Genomic DNA, 24054 nt, shown 5'->3' with positions numbered 1-24054 from the left:
CTCAGGCTCAGGCTCAGGCTCGTGCTCGTGCTCCCGCTCATGCGCTCTCGCGCGCCGCGTTCTGCCGTAGCAGGTCGCGCAGCGCGGCACTTTTCGACGGCATGAGCCGCGGTGCCTGTGTCGGATCGACGTCGGCCGGCGGAATGAGCCAGTAGTCGACACCTGTCCGCACTATTTCCCAGTGATTGTTGTGCAGAAGCAGATGGTGATAGCGGCAGAAGAGGATTCCGTCATCGATATTCGTCTTGCCGCCGTCTCGAGCCCAATGAAGGATGTGGTGCGCCTCGCACCAACCCGGCGGACGGTCGCAATCGCCCCACATGCACCCGCCGTCCCGTGCCGCGAGGGCCTTTCGCTGGCGGGAGTTATATAGCCGCTGCTCGCGCCCGACATCTAGTGGCCGCCCATCCGGTGAGAAGGTGATGAGCTGGATTCCCGATTCGCAGGCAATTCGTTCGACCGACTCGAGTGAGATCGGAAAGTCGCACCCCTCGACCCGTCCGTGACCAGTGCGGGAATCGAGTGTGTCCGCGGTCACCAGCACGCGAACCGAAGGTTGGCGTGAACCGACCATCGCCCGAGTCTGAACTGTGCCGGCGCCGACCGCCAGTCTCAGAAGTTCGGTCAGGGAATCATGCAAATACTGCTCAGTGCTGCGACCATCGGTGGCGATTGAGTCAGCCCAGATCTTGTCCGATTCGTTCACGAATCGCGGACCTCCCCGTCGTGGCGAGGTGAGTATGTCGACGACATCTTTCCAGAACGCTCCCGACTCGATGTCGGGCACGATCGTGATCCGGGGAAGCCCGTTCGGTTGCGTTGTAAGTCGCACCGAGCGCTGCTCATGGATGGCCCGCTCGCGATCCGCGATGCCGGCCTCGTCGAGGTCGTCGCGCAGCTCTCGGGCCCGGCGGTGGAGCTGGTCGGCATTGAGCGAGGTGGCTTCATGCAACAGGAGTGTCGCCGCGCGAGACAGGTCACCCGCAGAGATGCCGGGTCCCGCGGCATCCGGTGTCGGAACGCCGAGCCCGGTGCGAATCGCGCGTGCCGCCTCGATCGAGAGTGTGCCCGCGCTGACGGCCGCCCCGACATCCGCGAGCCAGGGCTCACGAATGGTCGTTCCATCCGCGGCGAGCACGGCCGCCGGGATCATTGCCTCGCGCACGATGGCGCCCACCTGCACGAGTGTCGACGCCTCGCGGTTTGTGGACTGGGTTTGGTGCTGAACCAGTGCCTCCGGTGTGCGAAATCCCTCGCGCTGGGCGAGCCCGCCATATCCGAGGTCCGGTCGGGAGCGATGCCCGACTTCCCCGGCGATCAGGGCCGCACACGCGTCGATGGCACGGCGAATCTCCCCGAGTTTGCGCTGCTCACGTAGCAATTCGTAGTCGGCGAGAGTTCCAACGGCGGCCGGATCGGTCGGCATCGCGCACGCCGCAGACAAGACGGCATCAACCGCTGTGTCGAAGCTATCTGCGAAATTGGACATGACCATATTTTCGTAGATTCGAAGCTATATCTGAATAACTCTCACCAAATCTGTGGATAGGTCGCGCGGATACGCCCTGTGGAGGACAGGACAGGACAGGACGAGACGCGCGAAGAAGGAGACGACAGGCGCGAAGAGAAGGACCGACCTACAACGCCGCCAACACCTCGGCCACTTCCTGTTCCCCGGCCGACACCTCAAACACGCTCCGCACTCCCGCTCCGCCCAACAACTCCACAACAACACTCGCCACATCAGCCCGCGGGATCGAGCCACCACGGCTTCCCAGCGAAATTCGTCCCGTCCCTGGCTCGTCCGTGAGGGTCACCGGGCGCACGATCGTCCAATCGAGGTCCCGCTCGCGCACCGCGGCATCCGCCTCGCCCTTCGCGCGCAGATAGACCTGGAACGGATCGTCGGATGCCGCGTCGTACGAATCCGCTCCCACGCTCGAGATCACGATGAACCGGGTAACCCCGGCCTTGAGGGCGGCATCGGCAAGCAGGATGGCGCCGTCCCGGTCGACGGATAACTTGCGGTCGTTGCCGCTGCCCTCGCCGGCTCCCGCGGCGAACACGGCGGCGTCGGCACCGACGAGCACGTCCGCAACGTCCTGCACCGTCGACTGCTCGAGGTCGAGCACCACCGGGGTTGAACCCGCGGCGAGCAGGTCGTCGGCATGCTTCGGATCGCGGATCAGCCCAATCGGTTCGTGACCGGCCGCAGCCAGCTGTCGGGCAAGCAGCTGAGCAATTTTTCCATGGCCTCCGGCAATAACGATTCTCATGGATTCAACCTACGCCCGCGCGGCTGCCTGGCGAATCGTCACACTGGTCCCGGAAAGCACCAGTGCCACACCTCGCCGTGCACAGCTGATGCACGGACGGCGGAAGGCCTCTCGCCCGCGGCGAACACCGAAGCCCGCGGCGAACCCCGAAGGCCGCGTCGGTGGCTGCCGGTAGTCTTGGCGGGTGGTCACCGCCCTGTATCGCCGTTATCGGCCAGAGACTTTTGCCGAATTGATCGGGCAGTCGCAGGTGACCGATCCGCTGCGAACGGCACTGAGAAACGACCGCGTCAATCACGCCTATCTCTTCAGCGGCCCCCGTGGCTGCGGCAAGACCACGTCGGCCCGCATCCTCGCCCGGTGCCTCAACTGCGCCGAGGGACCCACGGATACCCCCTGCGGTGTCTGCCCGAGTTGCGTCGAGCTGAGCCGCGATGGTGGCGGATCGATGGATGTCGTGGAGATCGATGCCGCGAGCCACAACGGTGTCGACGACGCGCGGGACCTGCGCGAGCGGGCCGTGTTTGCCCCGGCGAGGGATCGATACAAGATCTTCATCCTCGATGAGGCGCACATGGTGACCCCGCAGGGCTTCAACGCGCTGCTCAAGATCGTCGAGGAACCGCCGGAGCACGTGAAGTTCATCTTCGCAACGACCGAGCCGGAGAAGGTCATCGGCACGATCCGGTCGCGCACACATCACTATCCCTTCCGCCTGGTGCCACCCGCCCAGATGCTCGAATACGTGCAGTCCCTGTGCGTAAGCGAAAAGGTGGATGTCGAGGCCGGAGTGCTTCCCCTCGTGGTACGGGCCGGCGGCGGGTCCGTGCGCGATACTCTCTCCCTGCTCGACCAGCTCATCGCCGGATCCGAGGGGTCGTCAGTGCAGTACGAGCGCGCGGTCGCCCTGCTCGGCTACACGCACGGTGCCCTGCTCAGCGAAGTGGTGGATGCGCTTGGCGCCCGGGATGCCTCGGCCGCGTTCGCCGCGATCGATCGTGTCATCCAGACCGGGCAGGATCCGCGTCGATTCGTCGAGGATCTCCTCGAACGGCTGCGGGACCTCATCATCGTCCGCGCCACCGGTGAGGGAGCAGCGGCAGTTCTCCGTGGCATCCAGCCCGACGAACTCGACCGCATGGCTCAGCAGGCGTCGCGATTCGGCACCGCAGAGCTCTCACGGGCGGCGGATGTTGCGAACGCGGCTCTCACCGAAATGACCGGTGCTACGTCGCCCCGCCTTCACCTCGAACTCATGATCGCGCGGGTGCTCGTGCCTGCGAGCGACGAGACCAACCGTGGCGCACTCGCCCGAGTCGAGCGTCTCGAGCGGCGGATCGGCGTCGACGGTCCCGAGGCTGCGGCGCCCCGGGAAGAGGTCCCCCGGGAGTCGGCTGCCGAGCTTCAGCCGCCCGCGGAGCGTCAACCGCCCGCTGTTCGCCTCACTTCTTCGGAGGAGTCCGTTCCCGGCGAGTCTGTTCCTTCGGCTTCCGCAGGGCAACAGTCGGCCACGGCCACGGCCACGGCTCCGGTATCGGCCCACCCCGCTTCCGCCGCCCCTCCCGGACCGGTCTATGGCTTCGGTGCGGGCGCTGCGGCCACGCGTACTTCCGAGCCCGCTGGTGCGCCTGAGCCCGCTGGTGCGCCTGAGCCCGCTGCTGCCGCCGAACCGCCGACCGAACCCACCGCCCCCACCTTTCAACAGGTGAAGGATTCGTGGCCCGAGATTCTCGAGCGGGTAGAAAAGGCCAAGCGCACTGCGTGGATGGTTATCTACACTGCCACGCCGCTCGCGCTTCGCGAGGGGAACATCCTCGACCTCTCGTTCGTGAGCCAGACGGATGTCGAGGCCCTCAAGCAGCGCACGACACCGGGGGAGGGAGTCTCCGACTTCCTCAAGCAAGCGGTTTACGACGTGCTCGGCTTCCGTCCGCTCCTCACCGCGCGGGCGGAGGCGGCGCGTCCGGAACTCGCGAGAGCGAACGCGCCGGTCGTTCCGCTCCGTCCGATCCAGACATCCGCAGTCCTCGCACCAGCGAGCGAACCGCCGGCTTCAGCGGAGCCGCCTTCAGACAGGCCGACTTCAGCGGAGCCGCCTCTAGAGGAGCCGCCTTTAGAAGAGCCGCCCGAGCCCTCCGGCCCCGACAGCGAGCCTCCTGTTCCCTCTGGCATCACCTGGGAGACAGCGGTCATTACCGATTCGGAGCCCGAGACGAAGCGGATGCCCGAGCCGGTGGCGAGGAAGGTAGAGAAGCTCGTCGTTTCGGCCCCCGCCGAACCAGCCGCACCGAAGCGCCCGGCACCGGTCGCGACGGCCGATGGCAAGCAGCGCTATGGCGAGTCCGTGGTGCGCGAGATTCTCGGTGCGAGCTTCATCGAAGAACAGGCCGTGGCCCCCCGGGTCGCCCCGAGAGAGCAGTAAGCGTGTACGACGGAATAGTCCAGGAACTGATCGACGAACTGGGGCGACTGCCCGGAATAGGTCCGAAGTCTGCGCAGCGCATCGCGTTCCACATCCTCCAGACCGAGACTTTCGATGTCACCCGCCTTGCCGAGGTGCTCATGACGGTGAAGGAGAAGGTGCGTTTTTGCGACGTCTGCGGCAACGTGACCGAGCAGGAGCTCTGCAACATCTGCCGCGACCCACGGCGATCTCCCGCCACGATTTGTGTGGTCGAGGAGGCGAAGGATGTCGTGGCAATCGAGCGCACCCGCGAGTTCAGGGGGCTCTATCACGTGCTCGGCGGCGCGATCAGCCCGATTGACGGAATCGGACCGGATGATCTGCGCATCCGTCAACTGATGCAGCGCCTCGCCGATGGTGTTGTCACCGAGGTGATCATTGCGACCGATCCGAATCTCGAGGGGGAAGCGACGGCAACCTACCTCTCACGCATGTTGATGCACCTGGACCTGCGTGTCACGAGGCTCGCCTCCGGGCTGCCCGTTGGCGGCGATCTCGAGTATGCCGACGAAGTCACCCTTGGCCGCGCCTTCGAAGGCCGGCGGCTCGTCGAGAACTAGCGCTGGCGGCTCGTCGAGCTCGAGATCGAGGCCGACACCACAGAAGCGTGCCGTGGATTCCGATTCACCGCGATTCTTCGAGCACCCCAGCGCCGGTTTGTACCCCATACCCATCTGTCTGTCCCTATGACTGGAGGGATGCCGGTATATCGGAACGCGAGCAGACTGAGCCTATGACTTCACAGCCTGCAGCCCTCGAGTATCGTGTGGTGACTCTCGTCGAGCGCCATCCCTCCGGCGGATACGACCAGCTGGTGACGTTTGCCAATGGGTCTGTCTCGTATCTCCGGGGCGGGGCGCTCCATCGCGAGGATGGACCGGCCCACATCGACCCCTCCGGTGCGCAGACCTGGCTCCAGCACGACCGCGAACACCGCGATTCCGGCCCGGCGGTCATTTTCAGCAACGGAGTGCACGAGTATTGGCTCGGCGGCAAGAGGGTTCAGAAGAGCGAGTGGCGCAAACTCCGCGCGCGTCTCACGCCCTTTCGCCGGATTCGCGCGATGACCCAGATGTCCCGCTGAGGATCCTCTCGCGACAGGAGGTTGGCGAGCTCTCTCGATCTGCACGTCACAGAGCGATCTCTTGGGAAGTCAACATTTAGGATAGGAGTCGGCCTAAATCGGCCTCCCGAACTCCAGGAGAACCCAGTGGGCCTGATCGTGCAGAAGTACGGCGGCTCTTCGCTCGCCGATGCGGAGAGCATCAAGCGTGTCGCTAAGCGCATCGTTGAAACTCGCAAGGCAGGCAACGAGGTCGTCGTCGTGGTCTCGGCAATGGGAGACACGACAGACGAGCTGCTGGATCTCGCCGAGCAGGTTGCTCCGATAGCGACCGGTCGCGAGCTAGACATGCTGCTCACCGCGGGCGAGCGCATCTCGATGGCACTGCTCGCCATGGCGATCAAGAGCCTGGGCCAGGAGGCTCGCTCTTACACCGGAAGCCAGGCCGGCCTGAGCACGGATGCCAGGCACGGCAGCGCTCGAATCGTCGAGGTCGCGCCCATCCGGGTGCGCGCCGCCCTCGATGCCGGCGCCATCGCCATCGTCGCCGGTTTCCAGGGCTTCAATCGCGGGACCGGCGACATCACGACGCTCGGACGCGGCGGGTCCGACACGACAGCAGTCGCGCTTGCGGCCGCACTCGACGCGGACGTCTGCGAGATTTACACGGATGTCGACGGCATTTTCACCGCGGATCCCCGGGTCGTGCCCGCCGCCCGCAAGATCGACCGGATCACCAGCGAAGAGATGCTCGAACTCGCGGCCGCAGGGGCCAAGGTTCTGTATATTCGTGCAGTGGAATATGCCCGCCGACACGGGGTTACGCTTCATGTGCGCTCCTCGTTCAATAACAACGAGGGCACTCTCGTGGTGAATCCGAAAGAAGGCGAAATCGTGGAAGAGTCAATCATCTCCGGAGTTGCGGTGGACCTGAGCGAAGCGAAGATCACTGTCGTCGGCGTGCCCGACGTGCCCGGCAAGGCCGCGCAGATCTTCACCCTTGTGGCGTCGACCGATGCCAACATCGACATGATCGTGCAGAACGTCTCCACGGCAGCTACCGGGCTCGCAGATATCTCCTTCACCCTTCCCAAGTCCGATGGTGCGCGAGTACTGAAAGCCCTCGAAGACAGCAAAGACCAGACCGGCTTCCACTCGCTGCAGTACGACGACCAGATAGGTAAACTCGCGCTCGTCGGTGCCGGGATGCGTACCAACGCGGGCGTCTCGGCGCGGTTGTTCACGGCCCTGTTCGAGGCGGGAATCAACATCGAGATGATCTCCACCAGCGAGATCCGCATCAGTGTCGTCACGCGTGCCGATACCATCAACGAGGCCGTGCGGGTGGTGCACAGCGCCTTCGGGCTCGATGCCGAGGACCTCGCGAAGGTGCACGGGGGAACCGGACGATGACCGCGGGAGTGACGATCGGTGTTGTCGGCGCCACCGGTCAGGTCGGTGCCGTGGTTCGTCGGCTGCTGGAGGAGCGCGACTTCCCTGCGCTCCGCATCCGCTTCTTCGCATCGGCTCGTTCTGCCGGAAGTACTCTGCCCTGGAAGGGTGAAGAGATCGTCGTCGAAGACGCCTCGACCGCAGACCCCACCGGTATCGATATCGCCATCTTCTCCGCCGGGGCCAGCACGTCGAAAGCGCAGGCTCCGCGGTTCGCTGCGGCCGGCGTCACGGTCATCGACAACTCCTCCGGATTTCGCATGGATCCCGACGTGCCGCTCGTAGTGAGCGAAGTTAACCCGCACGCGATCGCCGAGGCGCGCAAGGGCATCATCGCCAACCCGAACTGCACGACAATGGCGGCCATGCCGATCCTGAAGGTGTTGGATGCCGAGGCTGGCCTCCAACGACTGATCGTGAGCACCTACCAGGCCGTATCCGGAGCCGGGCTGGTCGGCGGTGAGGAGCTCTACGAGCAGGCGAAGGCGGCGATCGAGCAGGATCCGCGCAGTCTCGTTCATGACGGCTCATCCATCGAGTTCCCCCCGGCCACGACCTTCCCGAGGACTATCGCTTTCGACGTGATCCCCTTCGCCGGCAGTCTCGTGGACGACGGCCTCTTCGAAACCGACGAAGAGAAGAAGCTACGTAACGAGAGTCGCAAAATTCTGGAGCTGCCGGACCTGCTGGTGAGCGGAACCTGCGTACGCGTGCCCGTCTTCACCGGCCACTCGCTCTCCATCAACGCAGAGTTCAGCAAGCCGCTCACGGTCGCTCGCGCAAAGGAATTGCTGGCGGATGCTCCGGGCGTCGAGCTCTCCGACATTCCAACGCCACTCGCCGCGGCCGGCACCGACCCGTCCTATGTCGGGCGCATTCGCCAGGACGAGGGCGTTCCAGGCAATCGTGGGCTCGCGCTATTCATCAGCAACGACAACCTGCGCAAGGGCGCAGCGCTCAATGCCGTGCAGATCGCCGAGCTCGTCGCGGCAGAGCTTCCCGTCGCCTAGAGCGCACTCGGTGCCGGGTGCGGAAGCCGGATGCCCGCTACCGGTTGTGTCAAGCGGGTCGAGACCCGAGGCAGAATAGGAGGAACTCGTTCACAGGAGAACCTCATGTCCCTTATCGTCGTCGCCACAATGACACCCCAGCCCGGCAAGTTGCAGGACCTGACGGATGCCTTCGAGCAGGTCGCCTCCGCCATTCAGGCGGAGCCCGGGTGCGAGCTCTACGCCATCCACTCCGACGGAAGCGTCGTTGTGACCATCGAGCGCTGGGAGAGCGAGGCGGCGCTCGACGCGCATATGAAGGCCCCCTCGGTGACGGCGCTACTCGAGCAGGGACCGAAGTTCCTTGCCAAGGCACCCGAGATCGTGCCGATGCGGGCCCTCGGCTTCGGTGACCCGGAAAAGGGCATGATCTAGGGGATAGTCGCGCTGTCTACATCAGTTTTTCGCTGCAGGGCGCGCTCAACATTCGTTTCTCCGGCATGATCGTGGCTGATTGATGGTGAAGCAGCGGATTCAGCACGGCCGGCCCGCCGCAAGTCCGGCTGCCACGACCTGGAGGCACCACGCGCGGCGGAACATCACCTGCGGATAGGTGAATCGCGCGGTGCCGAACCGGGCAATGGTCGCCTCGCCGTCCCGTCGTCGGTCTGTTGTCTGCTGCGCGTCACCATCGTGGAATTCGCGGCTGTCGCATTCCACGATGTACCAACCGTCAACGAGCAGGTCGACTTGGCCGACTTTGCGGATGCTGGCCTGTGTATCGACCCGATAACCCAGTGCGCGGAGGTCGACGCGCATCAACGATTCGGTACCGGCCATCGACGAGGCATCCAGCTCCCTGGCCTTCGGCCGCACCCGCTCCGGCAGGGCAGCGAGCAACTCCGCGAGCTCGAATTGACCGAGCAGCCCATGATGCAGGGCACTATCCAGCGTTGCAATGATCTCGGCGCGATTCGAGACCCTGGCATGCTGCAGGATCGCGTCCTGCAGTGAGACTCGGAACATCCGATCGCCGTTGGCAGGGAATCGATCTGACGCCCAGAGCCGCGATTCTCCGGGCAGCAGGGGCGGAAGGCGACTGGCTCCGGGAACGACAGCAACCACGAGTCCGGGAGAGTGTCCGGCCCAAACGCCGAACGATTCGAGTGCACTTGCCCCGCCAAGGCGGCCACCCAGCGTTACCGCTCGAAGCGCAGCAGGTGCGGCCCGGGCAGTCGCGATCCACCCCCTGCGCGGAGAGAAAGTGGCGCCGGTGCGCCGCGCCCTCGCAATCGACCGTGTGGAATGGCCGAGTGAGCGCAGGAAAGCGGAGCGGGCGAGATTCCCACAGCGCAACAGGTCGGCTTCGAGGGATCGCATAGCACCTGATCCTGCTGCCGTTCCTCGGAGAACAAGGCCGCCGGCGGAATTCTGGGGATGATCGTGCACGCTCCGGCCGGGGGAGGACGGGGCGCGATCGATCGATTGCACAGCTCAACATCATTCGGCGACGCGGATGCCGAGAAGATTGCTGTTGAACCGGACGGATGCCGAAAGACTGCTGTTGAACCGGACGAATGCCGAGACACTGCTGCTGGAGCGCCATCGGCAGCGCCCGGGAGCGAGTGATCCCCACCGCCAGCGCGCCTCGCCCCGAACCACCCCCATGACTCGAGGACCCCTGATCACGCTGGCGGCGATCGCCGTAGTGCTGGCGCTCACCACCGCTATCGTGGCGACTTCGAACGGGGAGGGAAGACCGGTGTCAGAGGGGAGCGCACAGGGATCGAATACTGTCGCAACCGGGCCGATTGTCGCGTTCTACGGCGATTCCTATACCCTCGGCATCGGCGCGAGCGACAAGAGCAAGCGATGGTCGACCCTGATCTGCGGCGAACGCAACTGGCGCGAGGTGAACCCGAGCGTCAACGGCCTCGGCTTCGTCAACAACCGCTCGGTCGCCATCGACGAACCCGGTGAAGTTATTGCGGCGCGGCCGGACATTGTGTTCATCACCATGGGTCTCAACGACAACTTTTCCTACGATCGAGCCGCCACAGAGATACACCGCCGGATCGACGTCGACTTCTCGCGGCTGAAAGGTGCCCTTCCCGCGGCCCGGTTCATCGCAGTCGAACCATTCTGGTACACGGATGAGCGACCTGAGTCGCTCGGGGTTATCAGCGGCTGGGTCAAGTCCGCGGCATCCGACATCGGTGCCGACTTTGTTCCGGGCGCTTCGCACTGGATCCAGCATCACCCCGAGTGGATGGCCACAGACCGACTGCATCCAAACAATAAGGGCTATGCCGAAATGACGCGCAGGATGAACGCCGAGCTTAAAAAGCTTGACCTTTAACGCCGCTGCAACAGCGCTCACGGAAGGCGAGCAGATTCCCCACCGTAAACTGGGCGGGTGACCGTAATAGGCAGAACCGTCGACGTCGCGCTCATCGGTGGAGGCATCATGAGCGCCACCCTTGGCGCATTGATCAAGCAACTCCAGCCCGACTGGAGCATCCAGATATTCGAGCGGCTCGGGGATGTCGCCCTCGAGAGCTCCAACCCGTGGAACAACGCCGGCACCGGCCATTCCGCCCTGTGCGAGCTCAACTACACGCCGGAAAAAGCTGACGGCTCGATCGACATCTCGAGTGCCGTGACGGTGAACGAACAGTTCCAGGTGTCCCGCCAGTTCTGGTCATACCTCGTCGACAGGAATCTGCTGCCCGATCCGCAGTCCTTCATCAACCCGGTGCCGCACATGAGCTTCGTCTGGGGCACACAGAATGTGGACTACCTCCGCCGTCGGCAGGAGGCGTTGGCCGGGCATCCGCTCTTCGCCGGTATGGAATTCAGCGAAGATCCGAAGGTAATCCGTTCGTGGGCTCCCGCGATGATCCCGGGTCGCAAGAAGGACCAGCCGATCGCGGCCACGCGCATCGACGCCGGCACCGATGTCGATTTCGGTGCCCTCACGCACGGATTGCTCGACTACCTCACCTCCCATGGTGCCAGGCTGCTCACCGAGCATTCGATCAAGAACATCACCCGCCAGAGGGACGGTCTGTGGCGCCTGCACGTCGTGCACGAGGTCGGAGGCACACCGCAGGATGTGCGCGCTCGCTTCGTCTTCGTCGGAGCCGGCGGCGGCGCACTCAAGCTGCTGCAGAAGTCGGGGATCCCAGAGATCAGGGGCTTTGGCGGCTTCCCGGTGAGTGGAGAGTTTCTGCGCACCGATAACCCGGAGGTCGTGGCGCGCCACCAGGCGAAGGTCTACGGCAAGCCAGCGCTCGGAGCGCCACCGATGTCGATGCCGCACCTCGATACCCGGGTCGTCGACGGCTCGGCAAGCCTGATGTTCGGGCCGTACGCTGGCTTCAATACCAAGTTCCTCAAAAACGGGTCGTGGCTCGACCTGTTCGCGACTATCCGGTTACACAACCTCGTTCCGATGATCTCTGCCGGAGCCTCGAACCTCGGGTTAGTGCGCTATCTCGTTGCGCAGCTGGTCGCCTCCAAGTCGGCTAAGTTCGACGAATTGCGGGAGTTCATGCCCACCGCCGATCCGAAAGATTGGTACGTCATCACCGCCGGCCAGCGGGTGCAGGTGATCAAGAAAGATAAGGAGAAGGGCGGAGTGCTGCAGTTCGGTACCGAGGTCATCACCTCTGCCGACGGGTCCATCGCCGGCCTGCTCGGCGCTTCGCCCGGAGCATCCACCGCCGTTCCGATCATGCTCGATGTGCTGAAGCGATGCTTCCCCGATCGAATCGCCGCCTGGACGCCGAAGCTGCGAGAGATGGTTCCGACCTATGGAACGCTGCTCTCAGAAAATCCGAAACTCGCCAAGAAAACCCTCGGATCGACTCAGAAGGCTCTCGAGATCGCCTGAGGGTGACCAGCGTCCGCACCTGGCCGGCCGTCGAAGGCGTCAGGACGCGGGTAATTGGCGCGTCAACCTGCCCTACGGTTAGACGGCGAGTTTCCGCCGAACCATCCGAATCTCCGTTATCCCATATTCTTCCTGGGACGAACCGTCGGGAACGAAGCCATGCTTTCGATAGAAGGCCTGAGCTCGCGGGTTGGGATGCGCCACCCATAAGGCGGCAGCTTCACTCTGGGATATGACGGCGTCGAGCAGGCCGGGCCCGGCTCCGGTTCCGTGCGCAGATGCAAGCACATAGAGGACATTGAGTTGCTGGCTCCATGTTGCGTCGGCATCTGTGGGGGATGCGCTCTGCGCAATTCCGATCAGCTCTCCGTCGTATTCCGCGACCGCGATTCGATGCTGAGCGAATCGCTCGTCCGTCAGCCCCATCCTCCAGAAACGCTCTCGCGTTGGCACGAACTGGGGATCGTCCAAAATCTCGTCGCTCATGACGCCACGGTAGGTCTCTTGCCAAGACGTGACGTGGACGCGAGCCATTCCTGCTGCATCCTGTGGCGTAGCGGGACGGATCGTCGGTTGCGTGGGTATGAGTTGCTCCATGGTATTTCCTTGCTCTCGCCGACGCTGTGTTTGTGTCCACTGACTCGATCAGGAAACGCGGGTGTGAAGGGCGGGCGTGTGGCTGACAGTACCGCAGGCACCGCCGGCGTCATAGTGAATGGGATGGTCAGTCATCGCAATTTTGCCTGCCGCTCCCGCGAATATGTCGACCTCGACTCTGGCACGGGCTTCGTCAACGAGTTCATCGTGAAAGCGGACGGATCTGACCTTCTTGCGAAGGAGTTCGCGAAATCCGGGTGGCGGACCTTGAGGGCTCGGCGCTCGTGATGCCGACCCTGCCCTCCCTCATTAATTCGCCAGAATATCGATCTGCCGCCCTCGTACGGATGCCGGGAAGGGCGATGGCATCCTCATCATGGCGCAGCTCTCATGACAGTCGCGCGGTCCGCAGCCCGCCCTCGTCAAAAACTGAGCCGCTGTGCGGGTTTGTGGGGCAGGAGGGGACGTTTTCGTCGAAAATAGCGCCAAATCGCAAGAATCTGCCGCCCAACGGGGTACAAACGTACGCAGCTGAATGGGATACTGAATCCCTGACGGCCAAGGGAGGGAAGTGTATGTCCCTCGGATTGCCGTCCCATTTGACGCAGCGAACCGTCAGTCGGTCGTTTGGGCGGGCGCTGAACGCGGTGGCGTACACCTGCCTTTTCGCCGCTCTCGTGTCGACGGTGGCATTCCAGTTCTTCCGTCCGTCTACCGTTCTCTGGCCGGCGATAGCGGCTATCGCGCCCATGCTCGTGTTGTTGTACCTCAGCGCTCGAACTCGAGACACCCTTTACTCGATCGCCTATCTCTTGGTCGGTGCCGCCTGCACTTACTGGTTCGCCGTCACCTACTATTCGCAGGATCCGCCGATCCTCGAAAGCGACGTGTTCACTCTCGCCCTTCCCAAGATCGCCCTCATCATGGTCGGCGGGTCAGCGCCGCACATCATACCGAGGCTGGCATGGTGCACAGCCGGATACCTCGCCGCTGAGCTCGCCGTCGGCGCCGCCTTCGTCGTGACGGGGCAGCGCTGGGAGTTTGAGGTCACCACTTTTCTCGCCTACGCCGTCACCTCCCTCATCTTCATCGTCGGCAGCCTCAGCCGGCGCAGTTCGCGTCGAACCCAGCCAATGCTTCATCGCGCCGCGCGCGATGAACAGCTGGGCGCGATGCGCCATCGCCTGGAGGTGAAGGCCGCGTCGCTCCTGCACGACACCGTGCTGAGCCACTTGGCTGCGATCGCCGGATCGGTCGACGACACCCTTGACCCGCTCCTGCGTACCCAGGTCGAGCGCGATCTGGGGATCCTGATCGGTGAGGAGTGGCTCACCGAGCCCGAGCCGGAGACCGACCCGCGCATGCGGCAACGCTGGGAGCAGAGCCCGCTGTTCCTGGCAATCGCAGAATCGCGGGCGCTGGGCCTCGAGGTCGCATGCACCGGGGACTTCGAGGCGATGTCTCGTCTGGACGCACAGGTTTCAGTGTCGCTCGCACTCGCGGCGAAACAGTGCCTCTACAACGTGTTGCGCCATTCGGGGCTTACCCGTGCGGAGGTCGCTGTCTTCAATTCGGAGTCCGAGGTTTCGGTGATGGTGATCGACGCCGGCCGTGGATTCTCCGAGGCGGAGACCGCACCCGACCGGCTCGGCATTCGGCAGTCGGTGCGCCAGCGGATCGAGGAGGTAGGGGGCGTCGTGCAGATCTGGTCGACACCGGGGCGCGGCACGTCGATCATGATCCGCGTTCCCGCGCTTTCGTCATCGTTCCCCTCTTCCAGCCCCTCATCCTCCGAAGGATCCTCCGAGGTCGATGTCTCGTGACCACAACCGAACGCACACGCCAGCAACTGGACCCAGCGGGCAGCACAGGAGTTGCCCCGGTCGCGATCTTCCTGCTCCTCGGCGCGTTTCTCTACGCGGTGTTCATGACAGTGCGAGGCGAGGCGGAGATCTCCAATCCCGTCTTCGCTGGCCTCGCCCTGGCGCTCCTCGCCATCGCAGGAGCAATCGTGATCTCCGGTTCGAGCCCCACCCGCGCTCCGCTCACCGCCCGCACGCATGCCGCCGCCCACACGGTAGCGGTGCTGGCGATTCTCTGCGAAGCCGTCGGGCAGTGGGGCACGAACATGTACATCCGAGACGACTGGGGTCCGGTCACACTGGGAATCCTGTTGGTGGCTCTCGGTCCCTATCGACCGGCGAAGGAGATCGCGGGAGCGGGCATGCTCTCCGCGGTCACGATCGGAGTCATCACCTGTTTCGAGGCGTCGTCGCTCGTGACATCCGGCCCGCTGCTTGCCTTTGTGGTTATGGCCGTAACGCCGATGCTCGCGCTCTGCTTTTCGGCGGCGATGTTTTCCGACGGAGTCGTGACGTCGATCGAGCGCTGGCAGGACCGGGCCAAGGCGGCATCCGTCAGCCTGGTGCGAGAACTACGCGAGGGTATCGCTCGCTCGGTGCAGCAGGACCGCATCACCATCCTCAATCGTGACGTGCTGCCGTTTTTCAACGAAGTACTCGCGCGGGATACCCTCACCACTGCCGACCGTGACCGGGCGAGGATGATCGCTGACGCAATCCGGCAGGTGATGGTGGAAGAGGTCGATCGTTCCTGGCTCGAATCGCTCCTCGCATATCCGGCAGTCGACCCCACGAATCGACCGGAAGCGGTCCGGATCGTCGTGAACGATCCGCATCGGGTGGCATCGGCGATGACTGTAGCCCAGCGCACCGCGATCCGAGCTCTTTTCGTGGCACTCATCGCTATTCCCGGAGGTAGCCGTGATCACGCCCGCATCGTGCTGTCACGCCATGGCGACCGCAATCACGGCGTCATCACAGCCCGGGTGCCCGTCAGTGAGCATGCCATGCGTTCCACATTCGCCCCGTTCCTCGCAGTCATGCGTGCCGTATTCACTAGTCTGGAGGTTGACTTCGTGCAACCCGAGCTCACACTAAGGTTTTCCTATGACCACGACTAGCCCGGTCGCTGGCCACACCGGCCCACGAGTACGTCTCGCGATCCTTGATGATCATGAGGTGCTCCTCGACAGCCTGTCGAGTTGGATCAGCGCAAACGCTCCCGACTTCGACCTCGTGTTGAGCGCGGGCACCTGGTTGCAGCTCGTGCACAGCGAAAATTTTCCGACACAGCTCGTTTTCATCGACTTCCAATTGAAGGAATCCGTCTCGATCGAGGCACGGGTGCGTACCTGCCGGGCGGCCGGAGCCAAGGTGATCGTGCTCTCGAGCCTCGACACGAGGGAGGCCCGTGAGCGAGCGTTGGATGCCGGGGCATCCGCATTCCTCTCCAAGGCCATCCCAATGCGCGAGGTGATGGACAGCGCGCGCGCGGTAATGGGAGTCGCGACCGGCGGGAACCTTCAGAAAGACTGGCGACCGCTGCCGGTCGGAGCGACGAAGAATCAGTCTCGACCCAAGCTGAGCCACGGCGAAACGGAGGCGTTCAAGCTGTATGTGGCCGGCTCCAGCACCAGCGAAGTGGCCAGCCAGATGAACGTGAAATACGAGACCGCCAAGACCTACCTGCGTCGGGTGCGGGAGAAATACGCCAAAGAAAACAGACCGGCGAGCAAGAAGGCGGATCTCATCCGCCGAGCCGCCGAGGACGGATACCTCCAGTAGTGGCAAAGCTCTATTTTCGATACGGCGCTATGAACAGCGGTAAGAGCACGGCGATGCTTCAAGCGGCCTACAACTACGAAGAGCGAGGGCAGCAGGTGCTGCTGGCGAAGCCGTCGGTTGACACGCGGGGCGACGGCGCAATCGTCTCGCGGCTCGGCGTCAGTCGCCCGGTCGACTTCGTGATCACCCCGGCCGACGACGTTTATTCGCGGTTCGAACGCCAGCGTGCGCGGGTGCTCGCTGCCACCGGGGTGGACGTGAGCTGCCTTCTCGTCGATGAGGCGCAGTTCCTCAACGAGACGCAGGTGGACGACCTGCTGCGCATCGCGATCATCGAGGGAGTGCCGGTGCTGGCCTACGGCATCCGCACCGATTTCCAGACCGTGGCCTTCCCCGGGAGTCGACGCCTGCTCGAGATCGCGCATTCGCTCGAAGAGCTGAAGACGATCTGCCGGTGCGGTCGCAAGGCGGTGTTCAACGCACGCAAGATCGACGGCCGATTCATCTTCGACGGAGACCAGGTGGCCATCGATGGGGCGCTCGAAGTGACCTACGAGTCGCTCTGTGGGGCGTGCTATCTCGACGAGAGTCACGGCCTGCTGGGCACCGGTCGCCGCCGAGTGCTCGTAGACCAGCCTGACACCGCATACGGATCGGCGCCGGACGCGGACTTCGAGTAAGCGCCAGGCCGACCCCTCCGCTTCGCGGTGCGAAATGCAGGAACCCCCGGGCGTGCGAAATGCAGGAACTTCTGTGACAGGAGTGGCGGATGAGCCTCTTGTGTCGCATCCGTCACGCTCGATCCTGCATTTCGTCGAGTACGAGACGGGGGAGCCGTGGACGCAAGAGGGGCCGCACACTGTGCGGCCCCTCTTGCGTGTGTGTCGGGGTAACAGGATTTGAACCTGCGACCTCTTCGTCCCGAACGAAGCGCGCTACCAAACTGCGCCACACCCCGATGCCTGAACAATCGAGCTGGCCCGAAAAACAGGCCTTCTCAAGAATAGCTGATATCTCGAGCGGTGAGCGTCAACAGAGTCGCCTCGGGCGGGCAGGCAAACCGCACCGGTGCGTAAATGGATGTTCCGAGCCCGGCCGACACATTGAGATAGGCCGTGCGGCGAGCGTGGGTCCACAGGCTGAGACCCTTGACCTGGTCCCGCGGAATATCGCAATTCGTTACAAGGGCTCCATACCCGGGCACGCAGACTTGGCCGCCGTGGGTATGGCCGGCCAAAATCAGATCGGAGCCGTAGTTCACGAGTGAGTTGAGCACGCGCTGGTACGGCGAGTGAGTGAGGCCGATGGTCACCGGGTTCGGGCCGCCCGGTTCATCCTGCCAGCCCACATTCTCGCGCATTTCGTCCATCGCGCCGGGGAGTTCCGCGAGCTTGTCCCAGCCGATGTGGGCGTCGTTGACTCCGAGGAATTCCAGGCGGGAACCCTTGATGCTCATCGCCCGCGCCGTGTTGTTGAGGTTGAGCCAGCCGAGACCCGCGAGGAAAGAGTCGAGCCGTGCCGTGTCGAGTCGCGGCTGGGAGTGGTCAACCTCCGACGGTGCCGTGAAGTAGGTGAAGGGGTTCTTCGCGACCGGCCCGTGATAGTCGTTCGAACCGTGCACGAAGACGCCGGGGATGCCACGAAACGGCTCGAGCGCATACTCGACGCCTTCGATACCGCGTTCGTGCCCGAGGTTGTCTCCTGTATCGATCACCAGGTCGGGTTCATAGACAGCGAGTCCGCGGATCCATTCCTGCTTCGCTCGCTGCCACGGTGCCATGTGCAAATCTGAGAGGTGCAACACCGTCAGCGGACGCGCTCCCGGCTGCAACGCGGGCACGGTGTGCCTGCGCAGTGTGAACCGGTTGCGCTCGACGAGGGTGCCCCACGCGAGCGCGCCGAGACCGAGCGCGGCGAGGGCTGTAGCGGCCGAGCCGGCGCGTTCGGATGCCCGGCTCACTTGGGGCAGGCCCCACCCGGATCAGTTCCGTCGGGCTTGCCGTAGACAGTCAGCGTGATCGGATCACTCTTCGAGGCGGCTGACCCGGAAGACGGGTTCGACGCTTGCACGACACACATGCTTTCGGTCTGCCCGGGCAGCGGGTTACCCTTCGCCCATTGATAGCTGATCTTGCCGGTGTCAAAACCAGCGCTGGCTATCGCTGCGTCGGCCACCTGGCGGGTAAGCCCGGTCACTGTCGGCATTTTGGTGGCGAGGCTTCCGTCACTGGTGAACACCGTGATATTCGAGCCGGAAGGAACCTTTGAGCCCGCATCGGGGTCCGTGCGGGTGATGCGTCCGGCGGGCAGTCCTGAGGCCTCCGGACCGCCGTCATTGTACTGGAACTTCAAGCTGGTCAGTAGTTTCTGGGCCTGGTCGGAGGTCTGGCCGGTGAGATTCGGGACGATGGCGGAGGAACCGCCAAGCATTGCGGGGGAGGGGTCCGGGAATGCCCGGTCACCCTTGTAGGTGGCCGTCGCATTCATCGACTTCACCAACGATTTCATGATCGCGAATCGTGAGGAATAGTAGTAGTTCTGGCGGGTGGTGGGGTTATTGAACTTAGCCAGGCTGACCGGAGCACTGTCGAGGTTGCCGGTCCAGACCGAGGATCCGACTTTCGTAGTGGTGGAAATCACCCAGTCCTGATGTCTCGTGGGGGAGGTTCCGGTCTTTCCGCCGATCGCCACTCCGTCGCGCGGATTCGACTGTGCACTGGTGCCGCCCGTCATACTTCCCGCCATTGCGTTCGCCACGCCCGCCGCCACATCCGCGCTCAGAGCCTGGTTGCAGGTGACGGGCTGCCCGGCCAGTTCCTTACCAGCGGCATTGATGATCTTGGTGATGATGATCGGGTCACAGTGCAGGCCAGCACCGCCGATGGTAGCGGCGACGCCAGCCATCGTGAGCGGTGCCTGCTCATTGGTGCCGAGGATATTCGACGGCCCGACGTGCAGGTCTCCCTTGAAGTCGGCTCGGTGCGCACCCATTGTCTTGGCAGTGTCCCGGATGGCGCACAGGTCCTGCTGGGTGGCCATTTGCATGAAAGCATTGTTGACCGATGCCATCAGTGCGGCCTTCACCGTCATGTAGCCGCCCCCGTAGTTGCTGTCGTTGTCGAGCGGGTAGGAAATGGGGATGGATCCGGGGTCGCACGGTGCCGAGAATTGCTTGGCAGTGTAAGTCTGCGGCCCGTGGCCATCGACGAGGTCGTTCAGTCCGTGTCCGGTAGCTAACCAGTTAGCCAGGTCGATGACCTTGTAGGTCGAGCCGGTTTCGAAACCACTCGCCCCCCCGTACGGTGCGTCGACGCTCAGGTTGTACGCCGTCGTGGCGGTGGCGTCGGAAGCGGCGCCATCGTCGAAGATCCTGTTCTGGGCCATTACCAGGATCTTGCCGGTGCCGATCTCGACCGTGTTTGCGGTCGCGCCCAGCTTGAACCGAGTTTCTTCCGCCGGTGCCTGCGTTTCGAGTACGGTTTGCGCCTGGTCGGTGAGGTCGAGGTCGATCGTGGTGTAGATCTTGTACCCGCCCTTGTCCCAATTGGCGCGTCGTTCGGCCGCATTGGCTCCGAGGGACTGCACAACGGGAGCGGCACCGAGGTCTACCGGGAGGTTATCCGCCGCTTTGATCACGCCGAGCGCGTAGTCGCAGGCCGCTGCCGCACTCAGGTGTGTTGCGGTGCGGCATCCGTTATTCGGAGCGCTTGGCTTCATATAGGACTCGATCGTGGTCGCGACGGCGTCGTCATGCTGCTTTTGAGTGATGTCCTTGGAACCGAGCATCGCATCAAGAATCTGGTCGCGGCGCACCTTGTTGGCGGGGTAGGTCTTGGGGCTGGCGAGTCCCTGGCTATTGGGATTCTGCACGATCGCGAGGAGACTCGCGGCCTGGGGCAGTGTGACATCTTTCGCGTGAACGCTGAAATACTGCAACGCCGCCGATTCGACCCCGTATGTCGTTGAGCCCATTCCGACGATGTTGAGATATCCGAGCAGGACCTCTTTTTTCGTGTAGGCCTTGTCGAGGCCGATCGCCAGTTTCATTTCCTTGAGCTTGCGGTCGTAGGAATAGCCGTTGGCCTGCTTGATCGCATCGTCGCGCTGCTTGGCTTGGTTGTCTCCGGTGTAAACGGCGGTAAAGGCCTGTTGCACGAGGATGTTCTTCACGAGTTGCATGTCGAGGGTGGAGCTTCCGCTCTGCTGGCCACCCTGTCCGTTCTTGACCAGGGCGCGGGCTATCGACTGCACGTCGACGCCACCATGCGTGTAAAACCGCCGGTCCTCGCCGTCGACCGCGGCCTGCTTGAGCAGCGGCGACACCGCATCCCAGCCCACTACCTGGCGGTTCTGCTTATAAATGGTGGCGAGGAGCACGGGCTGGCCACCGCTGTTCGCATAAATCTGGTTTTGCTGGGCCTGCTCGCCGATCTTTATGGAGTCGGGCAGGTTCTCAAAGATATCGATGGAGCCCTGCGCCGTCATGCTCGTGACGGCGATAGCCGGTGTGACCATCGCGGTGACCAGAACGCCGGCGAGAACACTGAACCCGACGAGGCCGAGCACCCCTCCGAGCACGCGGGACGGCTTCAAATTTTGGGCAGACATAGGATCAGGGTAAGGGATAACCGCCCTGTCAAACCTGAAGGGATGCCCAAATGACCACGTGGGAATACGTCACGACTCCACTTATCGTTCACAGTACCGCCGCGATTCTCAACAACTGGGGGTCTGAGGGCTGGGAGCTCGTGCAGGTCGTGACCGGGCCGGAAGGCGGGCTCGTCGCCTACTTCAAGCGCGAGAAAAAGGAAGCGAACTGATGCCACTGATCGCCGACCGTCTCGCTATTTTGGGGCTCGAGCTGCCGTCGCTCGCGACACCAGCCGGCGCCTACATCCCCGCGGTAGTGAGCGGTAATCTCGTGTTCACCTCTGGCCAGTTGCCTTTCGTGTCGGGAGCGCTTCCTGCCACCGGGAAAGTCGGGGGTACCGTCTCGCCGGAGGACGCCAAGACCTACGCCGCCACCTCTGTACTCAACGCCCTCGCTGCGGTGCAGTTTGCGATCGGATCCCTGGATCGGGTGACCCGTATCGTCAAGGTGGTGGGCTTCGTCGCATCCGACCCCTCTTTCACCGGCCAGCCGGGAGTGATCAACGGGGCATCGGAACTGCTCGGCGAGATCTTCGGCGATGCGGGCGTGCATGCGCGCAGTGCCGTCGGCGTAGCTGTGCTTCCACTCGACTCTCCCGTCGAGGTGGAACTGATCGTCGAGTTCGCGTAGACCCGATTACTTCAACCGGTCGCTGATGCTCTGCATTACCGAGGTGTCGGCGAGCGTGGTGGTGTCGCCGATGTCCCGTCCCTCTGCGACATCCTGGAGCAGCCTTCGCATGATCTTGCCGGAGCGTGTCTTCGGCAGCTCGGCGACGATGAAAATCTCGCGCGGACGGGCGATCGCCCCGATCTGCTCGGCCACGTGCACGCGGAGTAGGGCGCTGGCCGCATCGGCCGTGTGCGTCTCCGCGTGCTCGCTCCGCAGGATCACGAAGGCGACGACCGCCTGGCCGCTCGTCTCATCCGCTGCGCCGACGACGGCCGACTCCGCAACGATCGGATGGGACACGAGCGCCGACTCGATCTCTGCGGTCGAGAGGCGATGGCCCGAGACATTCATCACGTCGTCGACACGGCCGAGCAGCCAGATGTCACCATCCTCGTCGATGCGGGCACCGTCGCCGGCGAAGTACTTCGGGCCATTCGGAACATCGGCGAACTTCGACCAGTAGGTCTCCCTGAAGCGCTCCGGGTCACCCCAGATTCCGCGAAGCATCGACGGCCAGGGCTCGGTCACGACCAGCAGTCCGCCGCCACCGGCCGGTACCGGATACCCCGCCTCGTCGAGTACGTCGATCGAGATCCCCGGTAGTGCCACCTGAGCTGAGCCGGGCTTGAGCGTCGTGACGCCGGGCAGCGCAGAGACCATGATGGCGCCAGTCTCGGTCTGCCACCAGGTGTCGACGATCGGGGTCTTCCCCCCGCCGATCACATCGCGGTACCAGACCCAGGCCTCCGGATTGATCGGCTCTCCCACGCTACCGAGCACACGGAGGGAGCTGAGGTCGAAGTCATCCGGCACCTGCCGTCCGAGCTTCATGAACGAGCGGATGGCAGTGGGCGCCGTATAGAAAATGGTCACGCCGTACTTCTGGATGATCTCCCACCACCGGCCGCCGTGCGGCGAGTCGGGCGTGCCCTCGTAGAGCACCTGGGTCGCGCCATTGGCGAGTGGGCCGTAGACGACATAGCTGTGCCCGGTGATCCACCCGATGTCGGCGGTGCACCAGTAGACGTCTGTGTCGGGATGCAGGTCGAACACGTTCTTGTGCGTGAAGGCTGCCTGGGTGAGATACCCGCCGCTGGTGTGCAGGATGCCCTTCGGCTTGCCGGTGGTGCCGGAGGTATAGAGGATGAAGAGCGGCGTCTCGGCGGGGAAACCCTCCGCTTCGTGCTCGGCGTCTGCCCCGGCCATCGCCTCGTGCCACCACAGGTCGCGACCCTCGACCCAGTCGACGTCGTTCTCTGCGCGCTTGACGACGAGTACGTTCGTGACAGTGTGCTCGCCCTCCTTGGCGAGGGCGGTATCCACCGCGGGCTTGAGCGCACTGACCTTGCCCTTGCGCCAACCCCCGTCCGCGGTAATCACGAGCTTGGCGGCCGCGTCATCCACCCGGGATCGGATGCTGTCGGCGCTGAAGCCGCCGAAGATCACCGAGTGAACCGCTCCGATGCGGGCGACGGCGAGCATTGCGATGACGGCCTCGGGGATCATCGGGAGATAGACGGCGACCCGATCGCCCTTCTCGATGCCAAGGGAGGTCAGCAGGTTGGCCGCGCGCTTGACTTCGGTAGTGAGTTCGGAGTAGCTGATGTCGCGGCGGTCGCCGGGCTCGCCCTCCCAGTGCAGCGCGATGCGATCGCCGTGACCGGCGAGCACATGGCGGTCGAGACAGTTGTAGGCGACATTGAGCTCGCCGTCTTCGAACCAGGTCGCGAAGGGGGCGTTCGACCAGTCGAGGTCCTTCGTGAAATCTCTGTTCCAGTGCAACAATTCCCTGGCCTGCGCGGCCCAGAAGCCGAGGCGATCCGCAGCGGCCTCGTCGTAGAGGGCGCCAGTGGCCACGGCATCCGCCGTGAATTCCGGGCTGGGCGGAAAGCGGCGTTCCTCGTGCTGCAGGCTGTCAATGGAAGTATTGGACATCGGTATCCCTCGCGCTGGCGCAGGCGTCGATGCCCACGCGAAATCGTGTTCCGATCCTAAACCGCCCTGGAGTTACGCCCGATTGCGGGACGTCGCTCGCGCAGTCTGGGAGTGTCGCCTTCTCGAGGTGATTGTCTCTTGCGCGGCGGGGCTGCCGGAGTACAATTAAGGACGTTGAATGCAAATTCGACAAGCAACGCGCAGTGATTCCCCCCAATCCAGCGTTGCTGTGGCGGCGCCGGTTCCCCCCAACAGGCGCCGCCCCTCTCGTTAACCCTCTCGCTAGCAGGGTGCCCTGAGGGTTGTGTACCGGGTGCTCGCGGGCCGAGCCCTCTCCTCCTCCCCCGGTGAGCCTGTGCCGCTCTCTCCACCGTGCGCCACCACGCCCGCCCCGCCACCATGACGACGTTCTA

22 protein-coding genes and 1 tRNA gene are annotated in these 24054 nt (G+C 63.9%); 15 read left to right on the top strand and 8 right to left on the bottom strand.

What is annotated here, in order from left to right; genetic code table 11:
• Positions 1 to 37 precede the first annotated feature (37 nt).
• Together RCH11_RS09030 and RCH11_RS09025 are read right to left on the bottom strand one after the other, a co-directional pair.
• Positions 38 to 1489 (bottom strand): HNH endonuclease signature motif containing protein, encoded by a 1452-nt coding sequence (locus tag RCH11_RS09030; RefSeq protein ID WP_327056666.1) that lies wholly within the window; start codon positions 1487 to 1489, stop codon positions 38 to 40.
• A gap of 148 nt (positions 1490 to 1637) precedes the next feature.
• Positions 1638 to 2276: an NAD(P)H-binding protein gene (locus RCH11_RS09025; protein WP_327056665.1), complete on the bottom strand. Its 639-nt coding sequence runs from the start codon at positions 2274 to 2276 to the stop codon at positions 1638 to 1640.
• Positions 2277 to 2460: 184 nt separating this feature from the next.
• Between RCH11_RS09025 and RCH11_RS09020 the strand changes: the two genes are divergently transcribed.
• The 6 genes from RCH11_RS09020 to RCH11_RS08995 all read left to right on the top strand — a co-directional run bounded on the left by RCH11_RS09020 (position 2461) and on the right by RCH11_RS08995 (position 8679).
• On the top strand, positions 2461 to 4698 hold the full coding sequence (locus tag RCH11_RS09020; protein ID WP_327056664.1) for a DNA polymerase III subunit gamma and tau: 2238 nt from the start codon (positions 2461 to 2463) through the stop codon (positions 4696 to 4698).
• 2 nt (positions 4699 to 4700) lie between these two features.
• Positions 4701 to 5300, top strand: coding sequence for a recombination mediator RecR (gene recR, locus RCH11_RS09015; RefSeq protein ID WP_327056663.1), 600 nt, complete (start codon positions 4701 to 4703; stop codon positions 5298 to 5300).
• 173 nt (positions 5301 to 5473) lie between these two features.
• Positions 5474 to 5824, top strand: coding sequence for a hypothetical protein (locus tag RCH11_RS09010; RefSeq protein WP_327056662.1), 351 nt, complete (start codon positions 5474 to 5476; stop codon positions 5822 to 5824).
• A 126-nt stretch (positions 5825 to 5950) separates the two neighbouring features.
• The gene (locus RCH11_RS09005; RefSeq protein WP_327056661.1) at positions 5951 to 7216 is read left to right on the top strand and encodes an aspartate kinase; all 1266 of its coding nucleotides are present in this window, start codon (positions 5951 to 5953) and stop codon (positions 7214 to 7216) included.
• Positions 7213 to 8265 (top strand): aspartate-semialdehyde dehydrogenase, encoded by a 1053-nt coding sequence (locus RCH11_RS09000; protein WP_327056660.1) that lies wholly within the window; start codon positions 7213 to 7215, stop codon positions 8263 to 8265. Before RCH11_RS09005 ends, RCH11_RS09000 begins: the two co-directional genes overlap by 4 nt.
• A 105-nt stretch (positions 8266 to 8370) precedes the next feature.
• Positions 8371 to 8679 carry a putative quinol monooxygenase gene (locus RCH11_RS08995; RefSeq protein ID WP_327056659.1) on the top strand — a complete coding sequence of 103 codons (309 nt, stop codon included), beginning with the start codon at positions 8371 to 8373 and terminating at the stop codon, positions 8677 to 8679.
• A 99-nt stretch (positions 8680 to 8778) separates the two neighbouring features.
• On the opposite strand, the gene RCH11_RS08990 is transcribed toward RCH11_RS08995, so the two are convergent.
• Positions 8779 to 9624 carry a hypothetical protein gene (locus RCH11_RS08990; RefSeq protein ID WP_327056658.1) on the bottom strand — a complete coding sequence of 282 codons (846 nt, stop codon included), beginning with the start codon at positions 9622 to 9624 and terminating at the stop codon, positions 8779 to 8781.
• Positions 9625 to 9910: 286 nt separating this feature from the next.
• Between RCH11_RS08990 and RCH11_RS08985 the strand changes: the two genes are divergently transcribed.
• Both RCH11_RS08985 and RCH11_RS08980 read left to right on the top strand, forming a co-directional pair.
• Complete coding sequence (locus RCH11_RS08985; RefSeq protein ID WP_327056657.1) at positions 9911 to 10603, top strand: SGNH/GDSL hydrolase family protein; 693 nt, start codon at positions 9911 to 9913, stop codon at positions 10601 to 10603.
• A 57-nt stretch (positions 10604 to 10660) separates the two neighbouring features.
• Entirely contained in the window at positions 10661 to 12139 is a 1479-nt protein-coding gene (locus RCH11_RS08980; RefSeq protein ID WP_442789024.1) for a malate:quinone oxidoreductase, read from the top strand.
• Between the two features lie 78 nt (positions 12140 to 12217).
• Here RCH11_RS08980 and RCH11_RS08975 read toward each other — a convergent pair whose 3' ends face one another.
• Positions 12218 to 12625, bottom strand: a complete 408-nt coding sequence (locus RCH11_RS08975; RefSeq protein WP_327056656.1) for a GNAT family N-acetyltransferase — start codon at positions 12623 to 12625, stop codon at positions 12218 to 12220.
• A 189-nt stretch (positions 12626 to 12814) separates the two neighbouring features.
• On the opposite strand from RCH11_RS08975, the gene RCH11_RS08970 reads away from it, so the two are divergent.
• The 5 genes from RCH11_RS08970 (at position 12815) to RCH11_RS08950 (ending at position 17063) form a co-directional block, all read left to right on the top strand.
• Positions 12815 to 13024 (top strand): hypothetical protein, encoded by a 210-nt coding sequence (locus tag RCH11_RS08970; RefSeq protein ID WP_327056655.1) that lies wholly within the window; start codon positions 12815 to 12817, stop codon positions 13022 to 13024.
• 311 nt (positions 13025 to 13335) lie between these two features.
• Complete coding sequence (locus tag RCH11_RS08965) at positions 13336 to 14559, top strand: sensor histidine kinase (RefSeq protein ID WP_327056654.1); 1224 nt, start codon at positions 13336 to 13338, stop codon at positions 14557 to 14559.
• Entirely contained in the window at positions 14556 to 15719 is a 1164-nt protein-coding gene (locus tag RCH11_RS08960; protein ID WP_327056653.1) for a hypothetical protein, read from the top strand. The genes RCH11_RS08965 and RCH11_RS08960 overlap by 4 nt, the downstream gene beginning before the upstream one ends.
• Entirely contained in the window at positions 15706 to 16383 is a 678-nt protein-coding gene (locus RCH11_RS08955) for a DNA-binding response regulator (RefSeq protein WP_327056652.1), read from the top strand. Before RCH11_RS08960 ends, RCH11_RS08955 begins: the two co-directional genes overlap by 14 nt.
• Entirely contained in the window at positions 16383 to 17063 is a 681-nt protein-coding gene (locus tag RCH11_RS08950; RefSeq protein WP_327056651.1) for a thymidine kinase, read from the top strand. Before RCH11_RS08955 ends, RCH11_RS08950 begins: the two co-directional genes overlap by 1 nt.
• Positions 17064 to 17267: 204 nt before the next feature.
• Here RCH11_RS08950 and RCH11_RS08945 read toward each other — a convergent pair.
• From RCH11_RS08945 to RCH11_RS08935, 3 genes are all read right to left on the bottom strand, one after another.
• Positions 17268 to 17341: transfer RNA gene (locus tag RCH11_RS08945), tRNA-Pro, on the bottom strand.
• A 39-nt stretch (positions 17342 to 17380) separates the two neighbouring features.
• Entirely contained in the window at positions 17381 to 18343 is a 963-nt protein-coding gene (locus RCH11_RS08940) for a metallophosphoesterase (protein WP_327056650.1), read from the bottom strand.
• Complete coding sequence (locus tag RCH11_RS08935; protein WP_327056649.1) at positions 18340 to 20991, bottom strand: transglycosylase domain-containing protein; 2652 nt, start codon at positions 20989 to 20991, stop codon at positions 18340 to 18342. Before RCH11_RS08935 ends, RCH11_RS08940 begins: the two co-directional genes overlap by 4 nt.
• A gap of 50 nt (positions 20992 to 21041) precedes the next feature.
• Here RCH11_RS08935 and RCH11_RS08930 point away from each other — a divergent pair, with 50 nt between their 5' ends.
• A complete protein-coding gene (locus tag RCH11_RS08930; protein WP_327056810.1) occupies positions 21042 to 21203 on the top strand; it encodes a hypothetical protein in 162 nt (53 codons plus the stop codon).
• The gene (locus RCH11_RS08925) at positions 21203 to 21664 is read left to right on the top strand and encodes a RidA family protein (RefSeq protein ID WP_327056648.1); all 462 of its coding nucleotides are present in this window, start codon (positions 21203 to 21205) and stop codon (positions 21662 to 21664) included. Before RCH11_RS08930 ends, RCH11_RS08925 begins: the two co-directional genes overlap by 1 nt.
• A gap of 6 nt (positions 21665 to 21670) precedes the next feature.
• Here the strand turns inward: RCH11_RS08925 and acs are convergent, their stop codons facing one another.
• Positions 21671 to 23641 carry an acetate--CoA ligase gene (gene acs / locus RCH11_RS08920; RefSeq protein WP_327056647.1) on the bottom strand — a complete coding sequence of 657 codons (1971 nt, stop codon included), beginning with the start codon at positions 23639 to 23641 and terminating at the stop codon, positions 21671 to 21673.
• Positions 23642 to 24054: the final 413 nt, after the last annotated feature.

The sequence above is a fragment of the Glaciihabitans sp. GrIS 2.15 genome (assembly GCF_035984695.1).
Lineage (GTDB): Bacteria > Actinomycetota > Actinomycetes > Actinomycetales > Microbacteriaceae > Lacisediminihabitans.
The sequence above is the reverse complement of the archived record's forward strand: the minus strand, read 5'-3'. Positions and strand labels throughout refer to the sequence as shown.